Raw genomic sequence first — 22,272 nt, forward strand, 5'->3', positions numbered from 1 at the left:
CGAAAGCCTCCAGTCGCGGCGTGTACCACGTGCCGGGTGTCGAGCGCTGTCACCCATGAAACAGCGGTGGGCGGCGTCGGCTCGGAGGTAACTTTTGTCCGGTGAGACGCAATGGGTGACCTTCCGCGGCGGCCGGTCGCCTGGGTGGTCGCGATCGCCGTCAACCTGGTGGCGGGCCATCTCGCCATCTTCCCCTTGGAGTCCGTCCGGTACTTCCTCACCAATTACCCCCTGGACGCCCTGGGGCTGACGGAAGGTGACCCCACCGACAACGACGGCATCGAGGCCCACCTGTTCCTGCTCACGGTCGCCGCGCTTTTCCTCACCCTGTGGACGACGGTCAACCTGTGGATCCGGAGGCGTTGGCGCCTGCCCGCCCGGCTCTACTGGCCGCTCTGCACGGTGCTGCTGCTCGGGCCCTTCGTGCTGGTGATGTACTTCCCCACCGTGGCGGAGCTGTGGCTGGGCCGGCTGTAGGTGCCCGCCGGAAGCACCTCAGTACATCGACCAGGGACGGCTGAGTACGTGTACTCATGCCTCGGGCGTGGCGATGGCCGACGTTGGAGACATGACGAAACCAGTGCAACCCGTGATGACCACCGCTTACTACGTCCAATGCATCATCTCGTTCGGCCTGGCGCTCGGCAGTGTTGTCATCGGCATCTTGTATCTGCCGGTCGACACGTGGGTGCGTGCGTTCCTCGCCGTCGCCGTGTTGTACACGGTGACCTCGTCCTTCGGGCTCGCCAAGTGCGTACGCGACCGGCAGGAGGTCTCCCAGGTGACGAGCAGGGTCGACCAGGCCAGGCTCGACAAGCTTCTCGCCGAGCACGATCCCTTCAAGGTCGAACAGCTCTGACCGGTGTCTTCGCGGGGGCGGAGCCGGAGGAGGGCGGGGACGGCGTGCGGCGTCAGTCCCCGTCGATCCCCTGTTCCATGGCGTATCTCATGAGCTCGCCGCGGTTGTGAAGCTGGAGCTTGCTCAGGGTGTTCTGGACGTGGTTCTGGACGGTGCGGTGGGAGAGCACCAGCCGTTCGGCGATCTGCTTGTACGACAGGCCTTTGGCGACCAGGCGCAGCACCTCGGTCTCGCGTTCGGTCAGACGCGGGCCGTCGCTCGGCCGGGTCTGCGTGGCGAGCCGTCGGTACTCCCCCAGTACCAGGCCGGCCAGGCCCGGCGTGAACACGGCGTCGCCTTCGACGGTGCGCCGCACGGCGTCCAGGAACTCCTCCCTGCTCGCCGATTTCAGCAAATATCCGGATGCGCCGGCCTTCACGGCCTCCAGGACGTCCTGCTGCTCCCCGCTCGCCGACAACACCAGAACCCTCGGGGAACCGTCGGCCGCCGACAGGCCGCGCGCCACCTCGACCCCGGACAGATCGGGCAGGCGCAGGTCCAGGACGACCACGTGCGGCCGTGCCGCCCCGGCGATGCGGAGCGCCTGCCGGCCCTCGCCGGTGGTGGCCACCACCTCGTACCCCGCCTCGGTGAGGTCGCGGGCGACGGCGTCCCGCCACATCGGGTGGTCGTCCACCACCATCACCCGCACAGCGTCCACGACCGCAACTCTAGGCCGTTTCCCCGGCCCGGGCCCGCCTCCGCCCGGTCCACCGGGCTCGCACGGCCGGCCATCGGCCCGCGGAGGGAACGGGGACGACCAGCTCGATCTCGGTGCCCTGCCCGGGGTGCGACACGACGGACACCGTGCCGCCCAGGTCGGCGATGCGGCCGCGGATCGACCGGGCGATGCCCAGCCGCCCCTCGGCCTCGGCCTCCGGCAGGCGGCCGTCGGAGATGCCGGGCCCGTTGTCCCTGATCGTGACGATCAGCGTGCCCTCGCCGCTGTCGGCGAGGATCCAGGCCCGCGTGCCCGCGCCGCAGTGCCGCCGGACGTTGTCCAGCGCCGCCCCGGTCGCCGCGGCCACCTCGCGCGCGTGCCCGGCGGGAAGCAGCAGCGGGATCGCGGGGGTGGACACGGTGACGGAAGCCGTGCCGTACCGGCGCAGCAGCGCGCCCACGTCGGTGAGCGCCGCACCGTTCGCGTCGCGTTCGTCGTCACGTGTGGCGCCGGCCGGTTCGCTGCGGATCAGCTCGCGCAGCGCCACCTCCTGCTCCCCGGCGAGCCTGCCGAGTTCGGCGGCTTCTCCGCCGATCTCCAGGCCGCGCCGCTGCACCAGGGCCAGGACCTGCAGCACCGAGTCGTGGATGCCGCGCGCGAGCCGTTCACGTTCACGGCCGGCCGCCTCCATCTCGACGGCCCGCTGCAGCCGCGCCTCGGCCCGCTTGGCGAGCCGGGCCACGTGGCCCACCACCACACCGGCCATGAGCAGCAGCACCGCACCGTTGAGAGGGACACCGAAGTCGAGGTGGCGCACGCCGCGCAGCCACAGGTCGGCGGCCGACAACACGAGGGCGGCCGCCGCGCCCGCCCGCCGCCCGCCGTACACCGCCCAGGCCAGCACGGGCCCGCCGACCCACGTGGCGGTCACCGGCATGACCCCGGCCGGTCCGGCGTCGGCGCCCTGGACATACCGCGAGGCGAGCAGGCACCCCACGGCGACGAGCAGGTCGGCCGCGAGCAGCGTGCGTCCGGGACGGCTGGTGTAGGCGTAGGTCGCGCCGGCCGTCCACGACGCCATCACCCCGATGACGGCCCAGCCCGCGACGGGGTGGGCGTACCCGCCGGCGGTCAGCAGCAGGATCGCGGCATAACAGAGCGACGCGACGCGGTAGACCGCGATGGCGCGCCAGAACGGCCGCTCGATGCCCATGAGGATCGCCTTCTACCTGACGCGGCGGCAGATGCCTCAACTCTAGGAGCTGTCGGGTATCTATGCTCATCGGGCATGAGCCATCTGATCGGGACGATGGGCACCGCCGTCGCGGTCTTCGCGGGCACCAACGTCGACGACATCATCGTCTTGACGGTGTTGTTCCTGGCGGGCCGGGCGAACGGGCGGCCCCGGCCGTGGGAGGTGGTCGCGGGCCAGTACGCCGGCATCGCGGCCCTGGTGGCCGTGTCCGCCGTCGCCGCGCTGGGCCTCACCGTGGTGCCCGATCAGTGGGTGGGCCTGCTCGGTCTGGTGCCGCTCGCCCTCGGGGTACGCGGACTGGCCGCGGCTGTGCGGAGCGGCGGCGGGGGCGGCGACGGGCCGCCCGCGGTCGCGGGTGGCCTGCTGCCGGTGGCGGGTGTCACCGTGGCCAACGGGGCGGACAACATCTCGGTCTACACGCCGTTGTTCCGCACCGTCGGGGTGACGGGCAGCCTGGTCACCGTCGCGGTGTTCGCCGTGCTGGTGGGGGTGTGGTGCGCGGCGGGGGCCTGGCTGGGGTCGCACAAGAAGGTCATCGAGGTGGTGGAGCGGTACGGCCACTGGCTGGTGCCGGTCGTGTTCGTCGTCATCGGCACCGTGATCGTGCTGGAGTCGGGTGTGATCGCGCGCCTGCTCTGAGGGCCCGCGGGCTACTCGGGCAGGTGGCAGACCGCCTCCACGTTGTTGCCGTCCGGGTCGCGGACGAACGCCCCGTAGTAGTCGGGGTGGTACTCCGGCCACAGGCGCGGCTCGTGCAGCACGGCGGCCCCCTGGCCCACGGCGGCCTCGAAGAACGCGCGCACGGACGCGCGGTCCTGCGCGGAGAAGGCGATGTGCGACTCACGGAACCCCGAGCCGTTCTCCTGGCTGCTGATCCAGAACACCGGCTTGGCCGGCTTCCCGTAGCCGATCGCGACGCCGAAATCCATGACGCGGGCGTTGCCGAGAGGAGCGAGAACGGTGTCGTAGAACGAGGAGCTTGCGGCGAGGTCGGCGCACTGGATTCCGAAGTGATCGAGCATGCGGCCATGATGGCGTACCGCACCGACATTTCCCGGCGGCACGCGGGCCGGCCCCGCGCCGGGCCTGGCCCGCGGCCGGTCAGCGGGCCGTCATCCGCCGATCAGAGTGGTGTAGATGGCGTTGTAGGCGGGTTTGGGCTGCATGGTGACGTCCCACGGCGTCGCGGCCCCCTGGCCGGGGAACGAATAGGGGATCTGCGAGTACTTGTCGGAGAACGTCCACAGGGTCACGCCCTTGCACCGCGGCACGACCAGGCAGGCGCGCACCATGGTGGAGTAGTCGGTGGCCTGCTGGTAGTCCTTGGCGGCGGTCCTGGGCATCGGCATGCGGACGTCCAGCTCGCTGATCACGATGTCCAGGCCGAGGTCGGCGAAGCGCTGGAAGTTCGGCGCGATGCCGGGCGGCACCTGCCCGATCGCCACGTGCCCCTGGAACGCGACGCCATCGATGGGCACACCCTCGGCGAGCAGCGAGCGCACCAGGTTGTACAGCCCGGTGCTCTTGGCGTTGTACCCCTCGGCGCCGGACTCGCTGATGTACAGCTTCGCGCCGGGGTCGGCGGCTCGCGCCGCGCGGAACGACTCCGCGATGTACGACGCACCGAGCCGCTGGTAGAAGAACGAGTTGCGGTACCCGCCGCTGTCGTCGAGCGGCTCGTTCACCACGTTCCACGCGTAGACCGCGCCACGGTAGTGCGCGACGAGCCGTGTGACGTGGTTGGTCAGGGACTCGCGCAGCATGGTGGCGTTGAGGGACTGCGTCCAGGCGGGCACCTGGCTGTGCCACACCAAGGTGTGACCCCGGACGATCATGTTGCGTTGCTGCGCGTACGCCACGATCCGGTCGCCCCATGTGAAGTTGAACTGGTTGCGCGTCGGCTCGGTCGCGTCCCACTTCATGGAGTCCGTCGGCGTGACGGCGTTGAACTCACGGTCGAGGATCGTGGTGTAGGGGACGTCGCGGAGCTGCCCGACGTCGATGCCCGCCCCGAAGTGTTTGCCCCGCTGTGCCGCGAGGGAGCCGAGCGACATGGCCGCGTCGGCCGGTGCCGTGGCGAACAGACTCGTCACCATCGCCGCCGCGGTGATCAGCGTGACCGTTCTCCCTCTCATGGGTGCTCCTCGGTCGCCGATTGTTTTCGGTGCCGTGACGCTAGGTTTCCACCGGTGATTTCGTCAATCACCAGGGCGGTTGATCGGAAAGTATCGACGTCGTAGCTGAAAGTTTCTGAAGGAGTTCCGCGTTCTGGGCCGCTGGGTACGGCACAGAGAAAAGGGGGGACAGTGATATGACCCGTTCCGGCGGTGTTCTGGAGGCCACGCATGAGGTCCGGCGCCTCGACATCGACGTCGGGCTGCCGTTCGACGTGTTCCGCGGGCGGTACGAGCAGGCGGTGCCCGCCATGGACGACGCCACGCTCGCCCGCATGATCAGGGACGGCGCCGGCTGGGACGAGGTGCTGCGCGCCGCCGCGGCGAACGCCCCGCACCACTTCATGATCTACTGGAGCTTCGAGGCGACCCCCCTCATGGGCCTCGCGGGCCATCACCTGCGCTGCGTCGAGTACCTCATGGGCAACCACACCACAGCCGAGCGGATGTACCGCCACGACCCCGGCGTCATGCTGTACGCGCCGCTGCGCACCACGATCCACGAGGACGTCCGGGGCACGACCTGGTTCAGCGTGGACCAGCCCGGCGCCACGTTCGCGTCGTTCGGCGACCCCCACGTCACCGCGGTGGGCGTCGAGCTGGACCACAACCTGGCCGCCCTGCTGGAGCACCTGGACGTGCCGGTGCCCGAGCGGCTCCTGCACCGGTGATTCGCCGCGGTCGCCGACGATTCCCGCGGGTCGGCGCGCTCGCCACAGCAGGCCGATCTCGCCATAGTGCGCAGAGGGTGAGCGCCTATTTCCTGGGTCTACGGGAGATGGCCACCCCGATCAGGCACAGCGCGCCGCCCGCGAAGGTGAGAGGGCCGGGGACCTCGCCGAGCGCTCCCCAGGCCATCAGCACCACCAGGGCGGGCACGATGTAGGTGGTGGCGCCCATGGCCCCCGCGGTGGTGCGGGCCAGCGCGTACGCCCAGGTGGTGAAGGCCAGCGCGGTGGGGAACACGCCGAGGTACAGCAGGTTCAGCGTCGCGGACGCCGGGGCCGTGGCCACCTGGGTCACCAGTTGCCCGGCGAACGGCAGGCACGCCACCGCGCCGATCGTGCAGCCGAACGTCGTCACCTGCAGCGCCGACGCGTGCCGCAGCGCGGGTTTCTGCGCCAGCACCGCCGCCGCCCACGACGCCGCCGCGACCACGCACAGCACCACGCCGAGCGCCGACGACCCCATGTGCTCGGACGTGGAGACGCCCACGATGGCCGCCCCGGTGAACGACACGGCCATGCCGAACAGCAGCCGCCGCGGGAACCCCTCCTTGAGGAACCACCCGCCGAGCAGGGCGATGAGCAGCGGGCCGATGTTGACGACCATCGCGGCCGTACCCGCGTCGACCTCCTGCTCGCCCCAGTTGAGCGCGACCATGTAGACGCCGAACCACAGCACCCCGGACACCGCGATGCCCGGCCAGGCGGCGCGCGGCGGCAGCCCCTCCCGCCGCACGAGCATGATGGCGCCGAGGGTCAGGGCGCCCGCCAGCAGGCGGCCGAGGGCGAGCGCGCCGGGGGAGTAACTGTGCACGGCGCTGCGGATGGCCACGAAGGCCGATGCCCAGAGCAGCACGGTGACGGCCGCCGCCACCATGGCTCTGCGGCCGGTGCGTTCACCGCTTCCTACGGTCGTGTCCGTGGCCATGGGCTGACCCTATGGCCGGGACGCTTCCCCACCCGTCGAATGACCCCGCGCGTCCCCGGGTTGTCCACAGGCCGGTCCCCGGCCGGCCCGGCTTCTGGGAGGATCGGCCGTGGCTGATCGAGGCGGCGGTGGAGGGAGAGGCACGATGGAGCCATCACAGGTGGACGCCTACCTGGCGCGGATCGGCGCGGAGCGCCCCGCGTCGCCCGGCGAGAGCGCGTTGCGTGACCTGCAGCTCGCGCACCTGACGGCGGTACCGTTCGAGAACCTCAGCATCCATATGGGCGAGCCCATCGTGCTGAAGGAGGACACGCTCCTCGACAAGATCGTTTCGCGGGGGAGAGGCGGGTTCTGTTACGAGCTCAACGGCGCGTTCGGCGCGTTGCTGCGGGCCCTGGGGTACCGCGTGTCGCTTCTGTCGGCCCGGGTGTTCGACGGTGAGCAGCCCGGCCCGCCGTTCGACCACCTGGTGCTCCGGGTGGACGTCGACGAGCCGTGGCTGGTCGACGTGGGGTACGGCCGGTTCAGCGACCATCCCCTGCGCCTCGACCACGACGGCGACCAGCACGACCCCTGCGGGGTGTTCTCGATGGTCCGCCACGGTGGCTACGGCGACATCGACGTCGTGCAGGACGGCGCGCTGGAGTACCGCATCGATCCCCGGCCGTACGACCTGCGGGACTTCACCCCGACCTGCTGGTGGCACCAGACCTCGCCGCGGTCCCACTTCACCCGGTCGCTCACCTGCTCGCGCCGCACCGACGACGGGCGGGTGACGCTGAGCGGCCGCACGCTCATCGAGACCTCGGCCGCCGGCGAGCGGCGGGAGCACGAGCTCGGGTCGGACGCCGAGGTGCTCGCCGCCTACACGTCACACTTCGGCATGACGCTCGACCGGGTCCCCGTGCTCGCCCCCAGGGACCCCGAGGAGTCATGACTTCAGGGGAGCCGTCTCGTCGTAGGGGATCCCCACGTAGTTCTCCGCCAGCGTCGTCGCCGCCGCGCGTGAGGAGGTCACCTGGTCCAGGTGGGAGAGCTGGAGCCGCCGCCCGTACGGGTCGTCGGAGTCGAACGTGTGCAGCAGCGTCGTCATCCACCACGAGAAGTGCTGCGCCCGCCACACCCGCTTCAGGCAGGCATCGGAGTAGGCGTCCAGCAGCGTGGCCGAGCCGGTCGCGTACCAGCGGGCCAGCGCGCCGGTGAGCAGGCGGACGTCCGCGACCGCCAGGTTCAGGCCCTTGGCCCCCGTCGGCGGCACGATGTGGGCGGCGTCCCCGGCGAGGAACAGGCGGCCGTACCTCATGGGCTCGGCGACGTAGCCCCGCATCGGCGTGACGCTCTTGTCGATGATCGGCCCGGTGGCGAGGGTGAAGCCCGGCACGGTCTCCAGCCGGGTCTTCAGCTCGGCCCACACGCGGTCGTCGGGCCAGTTCGCGACGTCCTCGTCCGGCGCGACCTGCAGGTAGAAACGGCTGATCTCGGGGGAGCGCATGCTGTGCAGGGCGAAGCCCCGGTCGGTGCGAGCGTAGATCAGCTCCTCGGACGACGGCTTGACCCGGGCCAGCACACCCAGCCAGGCGAAGGGGTACTCCCGCCGGTACTCGGTCAGCACGCCGGCGGGAACGGACGGCCGCGTCACGCCGTGGAAGCCGTCGCACCCGGCCACGAAGTCGCAGTCCAGCCGCTCGCCGCCGAAGGTCACGTACGGCTGATCGGTGCCGGCGTCGTGCACCGCCGCGTCGGTCACCTCGAACCTGATGTCCCCGCCGTCCCGCAGCCGCGCGGCGATCAGGTCCTTGACGACCTCCTGCTGGCCGTACACCGTGATGGCCCGGCCGGGCACGAGCTCCTCGAACGCGATGCGGTGGCCCCGCCCGCCGTAGCGCAGCTCGATGCCGTGGTGCGGCATGCCCTCGCGCAGCAGCCGGTCCCCCAGCCCCGCGGCCACCAGCGTGTCGACCGTGCCCTGCTCCAGCACCCCGGCGCGTACCCGGCCCTCCGCGTACGCGCGGTCACGCAGCTCCAGCACGACCGACGTGATGCCACGCAGGTGGAGCAGGTGGGACAGCAGCAGACCCGCCGGGCCCGCACCGATGATCGCGACCTGAGTCCGCATGATGACGAGCATGCTGCGGACGGGCCGTCCCGAACGAGCCTTCGCTTCCGCTCAGTGGGAACCGGTGCCAGAATTTCGGGGCAGGTTTCCCCGGCGCCGGGAGGACGCTCGTGTCCGGTGGATCACGTGAACCCGGGCGGTCGGTCACGTCCCGGGTGATGGCGGTCCTCTGTGCCTTCGACGCCGCACACCAGCGCCTCACCCTGACCGCCATCGCCGAGCGCAGCGGCGTCGCCCTGTCCACCGCGCACCGCCTGGTCCGCGAGCTGGAGGCGTCGCACGCGCTGGCCAGGGACCCCGACGGCCGCTATCACATCGGGTCCCGCCTGTGGGAGCTCGGTCAGCTCGCGCCGAGCCGCCTGCGGGAGGTGGCGCACCCGTGGCTGCAGGAGCTGTTCGCCGCCACGGGCGAGAACGTCCACCTGGCCGTCCGGGACGGCATGGAGGTGCTGTACGTCGACAAGGTGCACGGCGTCAACGCGGTGCCCATCATGTCGCGTACCGGCACGCGCCTGCCCATGCACGCCACCGGTGTCGGCAAGGCGCTGCTGGCGCAGGAGCCGGACCGGTTCGTCGCCGCGTACCTCGCCCGTGAGCTCGAACGGCCCACCCCGCACACGATCACCGAGCCGGGCCGGCTGGCCCGCGACCTCGCGGCCGTGCGGGCCCAGGGGTACGCGCTCACCAGCGAGGAGATGACGCTCGGCTCGTGCTCGGCGGCGGCGCCGATCATCGTGGGCGGGCGCCCCATCGCCGCCGTCGGGATCGTGGTGTCGTCCCGGCGGGCGCGCGAACTGCCCCGGCTGGTGGAACCCCTGCTCGCCGGGGCCCGGGCGATCGCGCGGGCGTACGGCGTGGACGCGCCCGCCGTGGCGCCGTGACCGGGCTCAGCCGGCGAACAGGTCGCGCAGATAACGCAACTGGATGTCGCGCTGCTTGCCGCCGCCGCCCTCGTGGCCGTTCCACGGCCACACCGTGATGTCCTTCTGCCCGGCCCACAGGTTGTACGCGGCGTAGACGGTGGACGGCGGGCAGATCCAGTCCATCAGCGCCACCGAGTACAGCGCGGGCACCTCTCCCCTGGCGGCGAAGTTCAGCCCGTCGAAGTACGACAACGTGCGGAACACCTGCTCGGCGCTCTCCCGCTGGGTGGAGAGGAACCGGACGATCTCCTGGTAGGGGTCGCTGTCGGTGATCTCGACCGCACGGCGGAAGTGAGTGAGGAACGGCACGTCGATGAACGCCGCGGCGACCTTCGGCTGCAGCGCCGCGACCGCCTGGGCGATGCCGCCACCCTGGCTGGCCCCGGCCACCACGATGCGGTCGGCGTCCACGGACGGGTGGGCGGCCGCGACGTCCACGGCCCGCACCGCGTCGGTGAAGACCCGCCGGTAGTAGTAGTGCTCGGGGTCGAGGATGCCTCGCGTCATCATGCCCGGGGCCTGCATGTTCTGCCCGCCGTGCGGGTCAGGTGTGGAGCCGGGGCTGTTGTGGTGCTGAGCGCCCTGGCCGCGGGTGTCGACGACCAGCGTGGCGTAGCCGCCCGCGGGCCACAGCAGGTGGTCGAGGGGCAGGCCCCGTCCGCCGCCGTACCCGATGTACTGCACGACGCACGGCACGCCGGTGGCGCCGCGGGGCACCATCATCCACGCGTTGATCGGGTGGCCGCCCCATCCGGCGAATGTGGTGTCGAACACGTCCACGCCGGCCATCGCGGCGTCGTACGGCGTGAAGGTGGGGGAGATCGAATGGGCGGCGGCCTCGGCCAGGGTGCTCTTCCAGAAGCCGTCGAAGTCGGCGGGTTCGTCCCGCTCGGGGCGGTAGTCGCGGAGCTGTTCCAGGGGCAGGTCGAACAGGGCCATCATCTCTCCGTGTACGTCAGGGCCGATACGTGCAGAAAGAACTGCTCACCGGGCGAGTTACCGCGATCGCATGGTAGCGGGCGGAGCGGTACCAGGTCGATTGTCGCAATTCATGCTCGATGACCGGTCGCCGTACCTGTCGGTGGCTGTCAGGTATGGCGGGAAGAATCGGCACTGTTCCACGACGAAGGGGGAAATCCGTGCCACGCGCCACCGGCGGCTTCCACATCGAAAGCTGGGATCAGGAGACCATCGACGACCGCGAAGGGGCCACGATCGGCCGGGTCCACGTCACCAAGACCTTCCATGGAGACCTGGAAGGCACCAGTACGGCCGATCTGCTCACCGCCGCCGGTCAGGTGGAGGGCTCGGCCGCGTACGTGGCCTTCGAGCGCTTCACCGGCACGGCACACGGGCGCAAGGGCTCCTTCGTCCTGCACCACACCGCCTCGGGCTCCGGGGGGGAGCGGTCACTGAGCTGGACGATCCTGCCCGACTCCGGCACCGGTGAGCTGAAGGGCGTCACCGGCGGCGGCGACATCGTCATCCAGGAGGACGGCGGCCACGCCTACGTCCTCGACTACGAACTGCCCTGACCTCCGCTCGTGCCGCCCGGCCGTCCACAGGCTGTGGACGGCCGACGCTGTCAGGGGGTTCACCCCCTATAGGGGGTGGCGAGTAACGAGAAAATGGCATAGGGAGGTCTCAGAGGGAGAACCTCCGAGTCCATCACACCGCGCCGAGGTGTGCGGCAGACGTCGGGAAGACGGTTCCCTGTCGGAAGATTGGCGGCAACCGCTTCTCGTGCGGCCAAAGGTGCGACCCGATCCCTTGCTAGGCTGCAATCATCTGTTGGAAACCCGGCGTAGTCTCAGCCGCTACTGGTGAGACCGTTGAGAAGTGGGGTTGCACCGTGAAGAAGCTGATCGTCCTCGCGATCCTCGCCGTCGGTGGTCTGCTGGTCTGGCGCAAGGTGAAGGCAGACCGCGCCGAGCTCGACCTGTGGACTGAGGCGACCGGCGGCGACAACTGACCACCGGCTGACGATGCGGGCGCGTCGATGGTTACGGTTCACGGTGAGGACGACGGCATGACCGGCACGTCCATCAAACTCGCCTGCCTTGATCTGGCCGGCACCACGATCGGCGACATCTCCATGGTGGAACGGGCCTTCGCCGAGGCGATCGCCACCCAGGGCATAGTCCCCGGCACCAGCGCGTACGCACGTGCCATGGTCCACGTCCACCACTCTCGCGGCAACCCCAAGATCGAAGTCTTCCGCGGCATCTTCCCCGGCAACGAGGCCCAAGCCCAAGCCGCCAACCTCACCTTCGAACGCTCCTACGAAGGCGCCATAGAACGCGCCGGCCTCTACCCCGTCCCCGGCACCGTGGAAGCCCTGGAGAAACTCCGCGCCGCCGGCATCAAGATCTGCCTGATCACCGGCTTCAGCCGCGCCACCCTAGGCCGCGTCCTCAGCGCCGTAGGCTGGATGGACAAAGTAGACCTGGCCCTCTGCCCCGAAGACGCCGGCCGCGGCCGCCCCTGGCCCGACATGGTCCTCACCGCCGTCCTCCGCCTCAAAATCGGCTCCGTCCGAGAAGTAGCCGTAGCAGGCGACTCAGAAAGCGACATGCTGAGCGGCACCAGGGCAGGCGCCCGCATAGTCGCCGGCGTCCTCACAGGCGTCCACAGCCGCGAACGCCTCCTGAGAGGCGGCGCCACAAGAATCATCGACTCCATAGCCGACTTCCCCGCCCTGGTCCTAGACACCACCCCCACCCCCACCCCCGTAGTAACCACAGCCAGGTAAGCTCTCCCTACCAAGGGGCCTTAGCTCAGCCGGCAGAGCGCCTGCTTTGCAAGCAGGAAGTCAGGGGTTCGAATCCCCTAGGCTCCACCGCAAGAAAACCCAGGTCAGCCCATACGCGGCGACCTGGGTTTTCCGCTTCATCCACCCTGTCACTCGCCTCGTGCCCGTTGCGTGCCCGATGCCTTGGTGAGCTGCCCCCGCGCGAGCGAGTCGAGCTGCCGCGCCACCTCACGTTGCCGCTCGTGCGACCCGTGCTGGTAGATCATCGCCGCGCGCGTGCTCGTGTGCCCCATCCGATCCATCAGCTCTCGGATCGACGCCCCGGCGTTCGCCGCGAGCGTGTTGCCCGTGTGCCGGAGGTCATGGAAGTGGATCTTCGGAAGCCCGGCGGCAGCCAGAGCCCGACCCCAGAAGCGCCGGTTGAAGTTGCTGTTCCACAGCGGCCCGTCGTCCGGCCCCGCGAAGATCAGCCCCTCATCCCCGCCTTGCGCGAAGTACCGCAGATGCTCTTCCAGGTCCTTGACGATCAGCTCAGGGATCACGACCGTCCGCTTGCCGGCCGCGGACTTGGGTTCGGTGAACACCAGCCCCTTACCCGTGACGCGGATGAGTTGCCGCTCCACCCGCACGGTTCCGGCCGTCAGGTCGACGTCCCGCCGGCGAAGCCCCGTCAGCTCACCCCACCGCAGACTGCCGAACGTCGCCAGGAGCACCAGCGCTCGGAAACGCGGCTCGATGACGTCCGCGAGCCGGTAGACCTGAGCCACCGTGAGCACCGGCCGTTCTGCCGAGTTCTCCTGACCGGCCCCTTTGATCCGGCACGGGTTACGTTTGATGAGCTGATCATCCACAGCCGTCGTGAAGATGGCCTTGAGCAGCCGGTACGCCTTCGCCGCCGTGACCTCACTCACGCCTTGGTCGAGCAGCTTCTTACGCCACCGCCGCACGTGCGGGTCCTTGACGTCGCTCAGCGCTCTGTCCCCGAAAGTTGGCGCGATGTGCACGCGGAGCAGATAGCCGTACAACTCGACGGTGCGTGGCCGCAGTCTCGGCCGCTCATCGATCCAGGTCCGCCCGTACTCGCCGAGCGAGACCTTTCCCGCGTCGGGATCGATCCACTCGTCATCCAAGATCGCGGCCTCTTGCCTGGTCAGCCAGATCTCGGCGTCTTTCTTGGTCGCGAACGTATCCGGCGCAGGCCGATCGATTCCGTCCGGACCGGGATAACGAGCCTGCCACCGCCCCGAGGGCAGTTTCCGGACCCGGCCGAACCGCCTCTTGGTCGTCACACCGCGCTCCTACGTCTCGAAACGTTGATCGCTTGGACCACTCCGGCCGCGATGAACGCCTCCAACGCCGCTTCGGGGATACGGACGTTCCGGCCGACGTGCACGAAGGTGATCCGGCGCTCTTCGATCAGGCGACGAGGGAACCGAACCGAGGTGTTCAGCCGTTCGGCCGCCTGTTGAACCGTGAGCAACCGCCCCCGAGCCAACTCCGGAAGCAGCGCCGCCGGCTCCTGGCCGCTCTTCCTGGTCATGCCGCCCTCCCAACTGCCTCAGTTGCCGAAAGTTCGTCGATGGGTTGTCCGTCCGCGCGTGCTCGTGCGTGGTCGAGTGCGGCGCGCCAGCGTTGCCGGTTGGCGATCTCTTTGAGCAGGCGTGCGGCCAGTGGTGGCACGTCGTGGTCGGCAGGGCTGACCGGCCGCCACAGGTACCGGTGAGGGTCAGCGGGAGCGTCGTGGTCGTCGGTTGCCGAAAGTCCGAGCTGTTGCAGCACCCAGGCCCGGCGGTCGTTCTTGTGTTCGGACAGGGTCTTGCCGGACCACTTGCGCGAGACCAGGACCCGCCGTCCGGCGTAGCCGAGGTGTTCGGACCGGTGCGCCTTACTGCGGCATGCCCCCGGCCGCATCCCTGCCTTGGCGTTCTTGGGTTGGACCCCGTAGCGCAGCCAGTTCGGACACGTGGGTGCGCACGGCTCATACCGCAGTACGGCCATCAGCCGTTCCAGGTGCGCGCGTTGCGCCTCGCTGGTGACCTGGTGGCAGGTGGACAGTGACTTGGTGAGGTACTTGGTCAGGTAGGTCAGGCCTTTGTCCGCGCTGGGGGATCCGGCGAGTACGCCTTTGACGTCGACCTGTGGGCCGAGGCGGACCACGTGCAGTGGTTCGGCGTCGGGGTCGGTGCCGAGCTGGTCGAGTGCCTGTTCCCAGGTCGGCAGTAGTTCGCCGGTGTCGGTGTCGAGGTAGTCGCCGGCTTGCCCGTCGCTGCGGTCGGCGGCGTGTTCGTCGGGAACCCAGACCGGCAGGTGTTCGCCGTCGAACCGGACCCGGTCGCAGGAAGGCCACCACACCTGGTGGTAGGTGGCCGCCGCAACGGCCTTGACTTCACTTCGTGGCATGGCGCCGCGCACCGCCATGTGCAGATGCGGAGCCAGCCGGCGTTGGGGTTCGACGGTGGCGAAGTACTGCACGTCGTATCCGGCGACCCGCCGGAGGTTCTGTACGAACCGGTCCACCAGCTTGGGGAAGTGGATCGCGTCCCGCGCGGCGCGGACATAGTCGTAGGTGGCCGGGTCGACCGGTGTGCCGTCGTGGCGGACCTTGCCGTAGGTGTCGCAGGTGAGGGTGATGAACAGCGACGGCCGGTACACCCTGCCATCCGGTGCGGCGAACGTCCGCCCCACGGTCCGATCCTCACGAGGCCGCTTGGGCAGATCAGGTGCGTCCTGACGCCGCCGCGTGGAGCGGGACCGCCGCGGCTTACCCTCAGCCGGAAGCACCGTGCCACGCACACCACTGGTGGCGAGTTCGTCCTCAATCATGGTGATGGCCTCATCCCACGAGGCGAGGTCATCCCCCCACTCCTGGGCCATCTCCCGGCCGGTGTGCGCGTCGGCACGTTCTTCGATCAGCCAGCGCTGCCGTTCGGTCGGCGAGGCAGGTTCGGCGACCGGTTCATCATCCAGGTGCCAGCCCTCCCGGCACTGCGCCTTACGTAGCTGCACGGCCCGCTTGGCGCAGGGTTCGCACTTGGCTTCCAGGGTGGCGCCGCAGGGGATGTTGACGTACTCGACCTGTCCGGTGGTGATGTCGGTGCGCTTGAGCGGAACCGGCCGCACACACACGCCATGCTGCCGGGCTACTTCCTCGATGACGTCCAGGGCCATCGGCATGGACGCGCGTACGGCGCGGGGGATGGTGCGGTCGGCAGGGTGGGTCACCGGGCCTCACCCGTGGTCTCATCGACGGCGACCAGCGCGGTTTGGTGGCAGTTGCGGCACTCGACGACGCCGCGCACCGGATCCAGCCACAGCACGTCCAGGCATCGGCAGACCTCGCAGCGCAGGCCGGTCAGGAAGTGCGCCAGGGTCGTCATCGGGCCTCACCGGTCCCGGCGTATTGGCGGACCATGGCGAGGATGTCGGTGTCGCTGACGTAGGCGGCGCGTACCCGGACCGGTTCGGGGTCGGCTTCCAGCCGCACGTACCCAACACCGGCCCCAGTCTCGGGATAGGACGAGATCTGATCGGCCAAAGCACCCCGGTCACGCGCCCCGTCACCGAGCACGAGATCCACCTGAGAGGGTTCGTCCAGTCTCAGGGCGATCTTGTCGGGGAACAGGTTGCGGATCGACAGCACCTCTTTGCGCGGGTCCTGAAGCGCGGCGACGATCGCTATGCCGACGGCGCGGCCTTGTGTGGTGAGAGTCGCCAGTGCGGCCAGGGTGCGTTCTTTGAGCTTGCGATCGGTCTGGTAGGCGGTCAGGAACGCCACCTCATCCACCAGCACCACAACAAACGGATCATCGGTCGTCGCTGTGTGGGTGCGCTGGATGCCGGCGTACCGGTCCGCGCGCTCTTGCATGACGGTGACGGCCTCTTCGAGCAGGTCGGCACAGTCCGCCGGATCGGCCGCATACCGGGGGCCGAACAGCGCACGTCCGTAGGACAGCTCCATCCGCTTGGGATCGAGCGCCCACAACTGGACCAGCCCGGCCGCCGCAGCAGGCAGCAGTCCACGCACGGCCGACCACAGCCACGACCCTTTCCCCGCACCGGTGGCGCCGGCCACCAGGACATGAGTGCCGTGCAGCTTGAGCAGGTACGGCGCGCCGTCCTCCCGCAGCCCGATCGGCACCGACGCCACCACCGGAACCGAAGGGATCGGCAGCGCCGGAATCGGGGTGGCGAGCACATCCTGCCGGGGGAAGGTCAGCACCACCCGGCCAGGAGAGCCGACCGTGACGCGGCATTGGGGCCGAGCGAAGCCGTGAGCGAGATTGTCGGCCCGCTCCTGCCAGGCGTCGGCCGACTGACCGGCGAGCATCTTGACGCGGACCACATCGGCGGTCAGGGTGCAGGTGACCTTGAGCAGCCGGGGGAGGTACTCCCGGCCACCGATGTGCTTGGCCAGGCCGGAGACGACCATGACCGGTTGCCAGTGTCGCCGGTACACCCACACCAGGCCCCACCAGGCCCCCAGTCGAAGCCCGACCCACCGGGTGAACGATGCGGGGTGGGTGAAGCGCCACCCGGTCAGCGCCGACAGCACGGCCACCGGCGCCAGCAGGCCGGTACGCCAGCCGTACAGCAGGCATAACCCGGCCGGAACAGCGGCGGCCAGGCAGGCGACCGGGTGACGCCACACCGTGCGCACCACCCCGGCCACGGCCCGGAACAGCGCGACGAGGATGGTGACGATGGCGGGGGTGGGGACGACGACAGGCCGGAACACGACCTGGGTGGGGACGGTGGAGACGATGTCGCGGGTGTGATCTCCGGGGAGCTTGCGCAACATAAGCTGGGTGCCTCTTTCCGTGATGTGAGAGTCGTTGGGGAGAGGTTTTTGGGGGCCGCCGGAAGTTGCCGCTTCCAGCGGCCCCACCACACCGGTCAGGCCGCGTCCTTACCGGCAGCCGAACCGGCCGAGGGCTTGCCGGCCGCACGCGGAGCGCGCATCTCACGGGCCCGGACCGAGTAGGCGATGCGCTGCCCGTTGAGCCAGGGGGTCACGGTCATGCCGTCGAACTCGACCGGGATGAACGGCAGCCCGGCCAGCGGCGCCGGGGGCACCGGCCGCACCGGGGAACTGACCTTGATCTTGACCGTCTTGTCGCGCGCCTCGGGGTCGCAGTCGACCACCGTGACCTGCCAGACGAACTCACCGGTGGCCTTGTCACGGGCGAACACCGGCTTACTCGCGGTGGACGCTTCGAAGTCCTTGACCTGTTCGACCTCCCCGACCATGTAGCAGCCGTGCGGGAACGCCTCATCGAAGGTGACGCGGAAGTTGTGCGGGATAGCCATAGCTGTTGATCTCCTGTCGTTCTGTCGCTAACTCGTACTGTCAAGCTGATGCTAACTCCTGCAACGCCTGAGCGGACGAACAGGTTTCGCCGGAGTTGTGTGACCTACCTCACATCACAGCGGGTAGGAGTCCTCCAGTTCATGCAACGCCCCCGGCAGCGCGATCTCCACCACCAGGACCAACCGGCCGGCCGAGTCATACACCTGCGCCACCACCCCGAGCACGGCCGCCGTCTTCCCCAGGTCGAACACCTTCGCCTCATCGGCCATCGGGTGACGCGCGGCCAGGCGTTCCACCACGTGTTCCAGCCGCACCCCCGCCACCGCCTGAAGATGCTGCCGCACATTGACCGTGAGCGGTCGTTCACCACCAAGGTCGGTACTCTGCCCGATCTCCATCGGGCACCAGTACGTGACCAGCTCACACGGCTCATCGGCCGCACTGAGCAACACCTGACGCCGCACCATCGGCGTCCCAGCAGGGAAGGAGAACATCCCCGCCACGTTCGCCGGCGCCGGAGCCGTGCCAGCGGTCAGCACCGCCGCCGCCTCTTCGGTCTCGACCTGATCGAGCACCGCGCGACCCGGCCGGGAGGTCTCCCCCTGGCCGACCGGCGGGGCCGCCTTCACATACGACCCACGGCCATGCTCACGGTCGATGATCCCGCGAAGCTGCAACACCTGAAGCGCACGCACCACCGTCGGCCGGCTCACCGCGAACTCCCGCACGAGCTGCGTCTCCGAGGGCAGTTGCGACCCCGGAGGGTAGGTGCCGTCCTCGATCTTCCGCCGGATCGCGGTCACGATCTGCGCGTACTTCGGCGGCGCGTATTCACCATCGGACACTGACATGACTACCCCACTACTCGACTTATCGTCAGGATACTGAGCCGCACCCACGCTGCCTAGCCGAACCCAAGAAGATCGTTAGAACGATGTGCGCTCACCCCCTGCGCGATGACCGCCGAGGCGAGGGCACCACCACAGCCGACGTCGCGGCGAAACGCGGGGGCCGTTGCTCCAACTTCGCTTCCTTCGCCAGGTGCCCGGCCAGCTCGGTCAATGTCTCGGCGCACCGCACGTTGGACAGCCCGCGCGCCAGCGCACTACCGGCTACCCCATGCCGCCGCACCGCAATCCACCCGCCACCCGCAGAATCCATGATCTCCCAGTGACGGCCGTAGGTATCGGTCAGCCCCGCCAGCGACACCGGCACGTCCTCACCGTGTGACGGCATCGTCCACGCTCTGTTGCAGGCCGGGGACCTGAAGGACGTAGCCGGCGAGGGAGTCGGCATCCTTGGCCTCACCCATCTGGACATCAAGTCCGCCCGGCAACGTCATCACGAAGTGCGACCGCTTCCCGATCCGATCGTGCACCCGGACCGTCGCCACCAAGCGTTGATTGTTCCGCACCTCCAGGTACGGCGGCAGGTAGGCCCGAGGGCCGTAGGACCGGGTGATCGTCAGGTGCACCCGTTCCACCAGCAGACAGCGCAACCCGGCCGCCAGCAAAGTGACACTCAGCTTGCTCAGCGCACTGCGATGTGCGACGGCCCGCCGCGGCGTGATCTCCTCAGGCAGGGTCATGCCCTCACCGCCACCCGCACCACGGCTTCCGCCTCACGCATCTGCGTCCGCAACGCCTCACACGACCGCGCCGTCACACACAACGGCCCCACCTTGCCGCTCATCGCGACGGCGTAGAACCGCCGGAAGTAGGGCCCGTACCACACCAACCATCCGGGTTCGAGCTGGTCGAGCATCGCCGCCTGAGCGATGGCATCAGCGTCGAACCTCCGCCGCGTGACCTTCTCCGGCCGCCGTCCCGGCCGATGCCGCCCCACCGGACGCCCCTGCGAACCGATCTCCTGCACGGGCCGATGCCTGCCGCTCACGACGCCACCTCATCGACGCCGGCGGACGCTGCGGTATCCCAGCATGAGGAGCACGGCTGCCGCACCCGAGCGGAGGAAGCGACCGCACCGGCCACGGCGAGTAATCCACGGCGAGGACTGACGTACTTCCACCTCCGTCCCTTACATGACGGGCACGGGGTGTCATCGACCATCACGCTTCACCGCCTTCAACGGACCCGAGGAACCAGAGTGCTTGCACCTACTTGAGCCACCTGTTAAAGTGGCTCAAGCCAGTTTCTCTCTGTGGCCAGTAGAGCACATGACCACCTACTGGCTCAAGCCTGTTGAGTAGATGGCGTGAGCCATCCGGTAGCCTGCTGCTACTCAAGACGGGGAGAGCACTGATGAACACCCAACGACCCGACGCACGGCAACTCCCAAGCCGCCGCATCGCCGACGACCTACGCCAGGCCATCGAAACCGGCGAACTCCTCCCCGGCGCCCGCCTGCCCTCCGAACGCGAACTAGCCGGCCAATACGGCACCGCACGCAACACCGCCCGCGAAGCAATCCGCCTGCTCACCGACGAAGGCCTGGTCATCCCCGAGCACGGACGCGGCGTGTTCGTCCGCCGCGAATCCCCCCTCATCCGACTCGGCAACGACCGCTACTCCCACAAGTACCGCGAATCCGGACTCTCCCCCTTCCTCCTGGAATGCGCCAAACAAGGAAAGACCGGCCGCTTCGAAGTACTCAGCATCGAGCAGACCCAGCCGTCCGCCGAAGTGGCCCGTCACCTACGCCTGCCGATGAGCGAACCCTCCGTCCTGGTCCGCGAAAACGTCTTCTACGCCGACCAAGACCCCGTACACCGCGTCACCACCTACATCCCATGGACCATCGCCGAAGGCACCGGCCTGCTCAACCCCGAAGTAGGTCACCCCTACGGCATCCACGGCATCCTCGAAGAACGCGGCCATACCATGACCCGGCTACGCGAAAGCGTCAGCGCCCGCATGCCCAAACCCGACGAAACCCGCTACCTCCACCTACCCCCAGCCGTCCCCGTCCTAGACGTCCTGCACCTCAGCATCGACCAGGACCACAACCCCTACGAACTCACCCGCTTCGTCATGCGAGCCGACCTCACCGGCCTGCTCTACGACACCCCCATCGAATAACCCCGAGCAGCCACCATGCCCATAAGCACGGCCAGCACGCTACGCCTAGCAACCCTCGCCCTGCTGTGGGGATCGAACTTCCTGTGGATCGCCATAGCCCTACGCGGCACCACCCCCACACAAATCACCCTCACCCGCCTCGCCCTAGGCGCACTGGTCCTGCTGGCCGTCACCCGCGCACAACACCTCAAACTCCCCAAACAACCGGCCCTATGGTTGCACCTCACCATCGCCGCCCTGTTCGCCAACGTCATCCCCTACACGTTCTTCGCCATCGCCGAACAACACATCACCTCAAGCGTCGCCGGCGTCCTCAACGCCACCACCCCCATATGGACGACCCTCTTCGCCATCACCACCGCCACCGAGCGCCACCCATCCCCCCTCAAACTCACCGGCCTGCTCACCGGCTTCCTCGGCACTCTCCTGATCTTCTCCCCCTGGCAATCCGCCTCGCAGATCACCACATGGGGCGGATTCGCCGCCCTCACCGCCGCCGCCAGCTACGGCATCAGCTACGTCTACATGACCCGCCACCTCACCAACCGCGGCCACCCACCCCTAGCCCTCTCCACCGCCCAACTCATCACCGCAACCGCCCAACTCGCCCTAATCACCCCCTTCACCGGCGGCCTCCACCCACCCAACCTCACCTGGGACGTCCTAACAGCCCTCACCATCCTCGGCGCACTCGGCACCGGCGCGGCCTACGTCCTGAACTACCGCCTCATCGCCGACGAAGGAACAACCGCCTCCGCCGTCAACTACCTCCTCCCGGTAGTCGCCGTCATCCTCGGCGCCGCCATCCTCAACGAGCCCATCACCATCCCCATCACCGCCGGCATGCTCGTAGTCCTCATCGGCGTCGCCCTTACTCGACGAGGCAGCCACCCACACCGCCGGAGGTAATCCCGATGGATCACCACAACACGCACTCCGTCAGCGTGGCAGGCGTGATCATCGACGACCGAGGCCGAGCCCTCCTCACCCAACGCCGCGACAACGGCCACTGGGAAGCCCCCGGAGGAGTCCTCGAACACCACGAAGACATCCTCACCGGCCTACGCCGCGAAGTCCGCGAGGAAACCGGTCTGGACATCGACCCCATCGCCCTCACCGGCGTCTACAAGAACATGACCCGAGGCATCATCGCCCTGGTCTTCCGCTGCAAGGTCATCAGCGGCACCCTCACCGAAACCGACGAAGCCCGTTCATTCCGCTGGATCACCGCCGACGAGGTTCGCGCTCTCGCATCCGAAGCTTTCGCTGTCCGCGTCCTGGACGCCATGCGCGACGACCCCACGCCGGCTATCCGACACCACGACGGCACACACCTGCTCTGAAGCAGTCGGCCAAGAGCATCGAAGATCTTGCCGAATTTCGCTGTTATGTATCAAGGCGGCGCTTCGCGCCGCCGCGCGGCCCTGCGCTCGTCCGCACGCTGCGCATGCGGCCTTCGGCCGTTCTCGCGCGCGGCCAGCTCCGGGCCACGCT

At 69.0% G+C, this 22,272-nt stretch carries 28 protein-coding genes and 1 tRNA gene; 13 read left to right on the top strand and 16 right to left on the bottom strand.

All coding sequences use genetic code 11. The features are described 5' to 3' along the window. The first annotated feature begins 111 nt into the window (after nt 1-111). Together ABGB17_RS20730 and ABGB17_RS20735 are read left to right on the top strand one after the other, a co-directional pair. Nucleotides 112-477: a hypothetical protein gene (locus ABGB17_RS20730; RefSeq protein WP_347631935.1), complete on the top strand. Its 366-nt coding sequence runs from the start codon at nt 112-114 to the stop codon at nt 475-477. Nucleotides 478-568: 91 nt separating this feature from the next. Continuing rightward, the gene (locus ABGB17_RS20735) at nt 569-859 is read left to right on the top strand and encodes a YiaA/YiaB family inner membrane protein (RefSeq protein WP_347631937.1); all 291 of its coding nucleotides are present in this window, start codon (nt 569-571) and stop codon (nt 857-859) included. Between the two features lie 52 nt (nt 860-911). Here ABGB17_RS20735 and ABGB17_RS20740 read toward each other — a convergent pair whose 3' ends face one another. Both ABGB17_RS20740 and ABGB17_RS20745 read right to left on the bottom strand, forming a co-directional pair. Beyond that, nucleotides 912-1,541: a response regulator transcription factor gene (locus ABGB17_RS20740; protein WP_347632024.1), complete on the bottom strand. Its 630-nt coding sequence runs from the start codon at nt 1,539-1,541 to the stop codon at nt 912-914. Nucleotides 1,542-1,569: 28 nt separating this feature from the next. Continuing rightward, entirely contained in the window at nt 1,570-2,772 is a 1,203-nt protein-coding gene (locus tag ABGB17_RS20745) for a DUF5931 domain-containing protein (RefSeq protein ID WP_347631939.1), read from the bottom strand. Between the two features lie 75 nt (nt 2,773-2,847). Between ABGB17_RS20745 and ABGB17_RS20750 the strand changes: the two genes are divergently transcribed. Beyond that, nucleotides 2,848-3,453: a cadmium resistance transporter gene (locus ABGB17_RS20750; RefSeq protein WP_347631941.1), complete on the top strand. Its 606-nt coding sequence runs from the start codon at nt 2,848-2,850 to the stop codon at nt 3,451-3,453. Between the two features lie 11 nt (nt 3,454-3,464). On the opposite strand, the gene ABGB17_RS20755 is transcribed toward ABGB17_RS20750, so the two are convergent. Then, nucleotides 3,465-3,836 carry a VOC family protein gene (locus ABGB17_RS20755; protein WP_347631943.1) on the bottom strand — a complete coding sequence of 124 codons (372 nt, stop codon included), beginning with the start codon at nt 3,834-3,836 and terminating at the stop codon, nt 3,465-3,467. A 90-nt stretch (nt 3,837-3,926) separates the two neighbouring features. After that, entirely contained in the window at nt 3,927-4,949 is a 1,023-nt protein-coding gene (locus tag ABGB17_RS20760) for an endo-1,4-beta-xylanase (RefSeq protein WP_347631945.1), read from the bottom strand. Nucleotides 4,950-5,125: 176 nt separating this feature from the next. Between ABGB17_RS20760 and ABGB17_RS20765 the strand changes: the two genes are divergently transcribed. After that, nucleotides 5,126-5,659 carry a hypothetical protein gene (locus ABGB17_RS20765; protein WP_347631947.1) on the top strand — a complete coding sequence of 178 codons (534 nt, stop codon included), beginning with the start codon at nt 5,126-5,128 and terminating at the stop codon, nt 5,657-5,659. A gap of 85 nt (nt 5,660-5,744) precedes the next feature. Here the strand turns inward: ABGB17_RS20765 and ABGB17_RS20770 are convergent, their stop codons facing one another. Next, nucleotides 5,745-6,641: a DMT family transporter gene (locus ABGB17_RS20770; RefSeq protein ID WP_347631949.1), complete on the bottom strand. Its 897-nt coding sequence runs from the start codon at nt 6,639-6,641 to the stop codon at nt 5,745-5,747. A gap of 145 nt (nt 6,642-6,786) precedes the next feature. On the opposite strand from ABGB17_RS20770, the gene ABGB17_RS20775 reads away from it, so the two are divergent. Next, complete coding sequence (locus ABGB17_RS20775) at nt 6,787-7,578, top strand: arylamine N-acetyltransferase (protein WP_347631951.1); 792 nt, start codon at nt 6,787-6,789, stop codon at nt 7,576-7,578. On the opposite strand, the gene ABGB17_RS20780 is transcribed toward ABGB17_RS20775, so the two are convergent. Then, nucleotides 7,573-8,757 (bottom strand): 4-hydroxybenzoate 3-monooxygenase, encoded by a 1,185-nt coding sequence (locus ABGB17_RS20780; protein ID WP_347631953.1) that lies wholly within the window; start codon nt 8,755-8,757, stop codon nt 7,573-7,575. The two genes, ABGB17_RS20775 and ABGB17_RS20780, sit on opposite strands and share 6 nt — an antisense overlap. 158 nt (nt 8,758-8,915) lie before the next feature. On the opposite strand from ABGB17_RS20780, the gene ABGB17_RS20785 reads away from it, so the two are divergent. After that, nucleotides 8,916-9,638, top strand: a complete 723-nt coding sequence (locus ABGB17_RS20785; protein ID WP_347631955.1) for an IclR family transcriptional regulator — start codon at nt 8,916-8,918, stop codon at nt 9,636-9,638. 6 nt (nt 9,639-9,644) lie between these two features. On the opposite strand, the gene ABGB17_RS20790 is transcribed toward ABGB17_RS20785, so the two are convergent. Beyond that, on the bottom strand, nt 9,645-10,619 hold the full coding sequence (locus ABGB17_RS20790) for an acetylxylan esterase (RefSeq protein ID WP_347631957.1): 975 nt from the start codon (nt 10,617-10,619) through the stop codon (nt 9,645-9,647). Between the two features lie 200 nt (nt 10,620-10,819). On the opposite strand from ABGB17_RS20790, the gene ABGB17_RS20795 reads away from it, so the two are divergent. The 4 genes from ABGB17_RS20795 (at nt 10,820) to ABGB17_RS20810 (ending at nt 12,519) form a co-directional block, all read left to right on the top strand. Continuing rightward, nucleotides 10,820-11,215, top strand: coding sequence for a DUF3224 domain-containing protein (locus ABGB17_RS20795; RefSeq protein ID WP_347631959.1), 396 nt, complete (start codon nt 10,820-10,822; stop codon nt 11,213-11,215). A gap of 317 nt (nt 11,216-11,532) precedes the next feature. Continuing rightward, the gene (locus ABGB17_RS20800) at nt 11,533-11,652 is read left to right on the top strand and encodes a DLW-39 family protein (protein WP_347631961.1); all 120 of its coding nucleotides are present in this window, start codon (nt 11,533-11,535) and stop codon (nt 11,650-11,652) included. A 57-nt stretch (nt 11,653-11,709) separates the two neighbouring features. Then, nucleotides 11,710-12,432 carry an HAD family hydrolase gene (locus tag ABGB17_RS20805; RefSeq protein ID WP_347631963.1) on the top strand — a complete coding sequence of 241 codons (723 nt, stop codon included), beginning with the start codon at nt 11,710-11,712 and terminating at the stop codon, nt 12,430-12,432. A 14-nt stretch (nt 12,433-12,446) separates the two neighbouring features. Continuing rightward, nucleotides 12,447-12,519 (top strand) — tRNA-Ala (locus tag ABGB17_RS20810). A gap of 62 nt (nt 12,520-12,581) precedes the next feature. Here ABGB17_RS20810 and ABGB17_RS20815 read toward each other — a convergent pair. The 9 genes from ABGB17_RS20815 to ABGB17_RS20855 all read right to left on the bottom strand — a co-directional run bounded on the left by ABGB17_RS20815 (nt 12,582) and on the right by ABGB17_RS20855 (nt 19,636). Further along, on the bottom strand, nt 12,582-13,721 hold the full coding sequence (locus ABGB17_RS20815; protein WP_347631965.1) for a site-specific integrase: 1,140 nt from the start codon (nt 13,719-13,721) through the stop codon (nt 12,582-12,584). Continuing rightward, nucleotides 13,718-13,972 carry a helix-turn-helix domain-containing protein gene (locus tag ABGB17_RS20820; RefSeq protein ID WP_347631967.1) on the bottom strand — a complete coding sequence of 85 codons (255 nt, stop codon included), beginning with the start codon at nt 13,970-13,972 and terminating at the stop codon, nt 13,718-13,720. The genes ABGB17_RS20815 and ABGB17_RS20820 overlap by 4 nt, the downstream gene beginning before the upstream one ends. Next, nucleotides 13,969-15,600 (bottom strand): replication initiator, encoded by a 1,632-nt coding sequence (locus tag ABGB17_RS20825; protein WP_347631969.1) that lies wholly within the window; start codon nt 15,598-15,600, stop codon nt 13,969-13,971. The genes ABGB17_RS20820 and ABGB17_RS20825 overlap by 4 nt, the downstream gene beginning before the upstream one ends. Nucleotides 15,601-15,650: 50 nt before the next feature. Next, nucleotides 15,651-15,809 carry a hypothetical protein gene (locus ABGB17_RS20830; protein WP_347631971.1) on the bottom strand — a complete coding sequence of 53 codons (159 nt, stop codon included), beginning with the start codon at nt 15,807-15,809 and terminating at the stop codon, nt 15,651-15,653. Continuing rightward, the gene (locus tag ABGB17_RS20835) at nt 15,806-17,230 is read right to left on the bottom strand and encodes an FtsK/SpoIIIE domain-containing protein (protein ID WP_347631973.1); all 1,425 of its coding nucleotides are present in this window, start codon (nt 17,228-17,230) and stop codon (nt 15,806-15,808) included. The genes ABGB17_RS20830 and ABGB17_RS20835 overlap by 4 nt, the downstream gene beginning before the upstream one ends. A 95-nt stretch (nt 17,231-17,325) precedes the next feature. Next, a complete protein-coding gene (locus ABGB17_RS20840; protein ID WP_347631975.1) occupies nt 17,326-17,739 on the bottom strand; it encodes a plasmid replication, integration and excision activator in 414 nt (137 codons plus the stop codon). Nucleotides 17,740-17,853: 114 nt separating this feature from the next. Continuing rightward, complete coding sequence (locus ABGB17_RS20845) at nt 17,854-18,639, bottom strand: GntR family transcriptional regulator (protein WP_347631976.1); 786 nt, start codon at nt 18,637-18,639, stop codon at nt 17,854-17,856. A gap of 320 nt (nt 18,640-18,959) precedes the next feature. Then, entirely contained in the window at nt 18,960-19,328 is a 369-nt protein-coding gene (locus tag ABGB17_RS20850; protein ID WP_347631977.1) for a hypothetical protein, read from the bottom strand. Further along, nucleotides 19,325-19,636 (bottom strand): hypothetical protein, encoded by a 312-nt coding sequence (locus tag ABGB17_RS20855; RefSeq protein WP_347631978.1) that lies wholly within the window; start codon nt 19,634-19,636, stop codon nt 19,325-19,327. The genes ABGB17_RS20850 and ABGB17_RS20855 overlap by 4 nt, the downstream gene beginning before the upstream one ends. 365 nt (nt 19,637-20,001) lie before the next feature. Here ABGB17_RS20855 and ABGB17_RS20860 point away from each other — a divergent pair, with 365 nt between their 5' ends. Genes ABGB17_RS20860 through ABGB17_RS20870 form a run of 3 tightly spaced genes read left to right on the top strand, consistent with a single transcriptional unit; the run spans nt 20,002 to nt 22,121 of the window. Beyond that, nucleotides 20,002-20,778, top strand: coding sequence for a GntR family transcriptional regulator (locus ABGB17_RS20860; RefSeq protein WP_347631979.1), 777 nt, complete (start codon nt 20,002-20,004; stop codon nt 20,776-20,778). 15 nt (nt 20,779-20,793) lie between these two features. Beyond that, a complete protein-coding gene (locus ABGB17_RS20865; protein WP_347631980.1) occupies nt 20,794-21,687 on the top strand; it encodes a DMT family transporter in 894 nt (297 codons plus the stop codon). 5 nt (nt 21,688-21,692) lie between these two features. Further along, a complete protein-coding gene (locus tag ABGB17_RS20870) occupies nt 21,693-22,121 on the top strand; it encodes an NUDIX hydrolase (RefSeq protein ID WP_347631982.1) in 429 nt (142 codons plus the stop codon). Nucleotides 22,122-22,272: the final 151 nt, after the last annotated feature.

Origin of the sequence: Sphaerisporangium sp. B11E5 (assembly GCF_039871875.1) — a bacterium.
In the GTDB taxonomy this organism is placed as follows: Bacteria; Actinomycetota; Actinomycetes; order Streptosporangiales; family Streptosporangiaceae; genus Sphaerisporangium.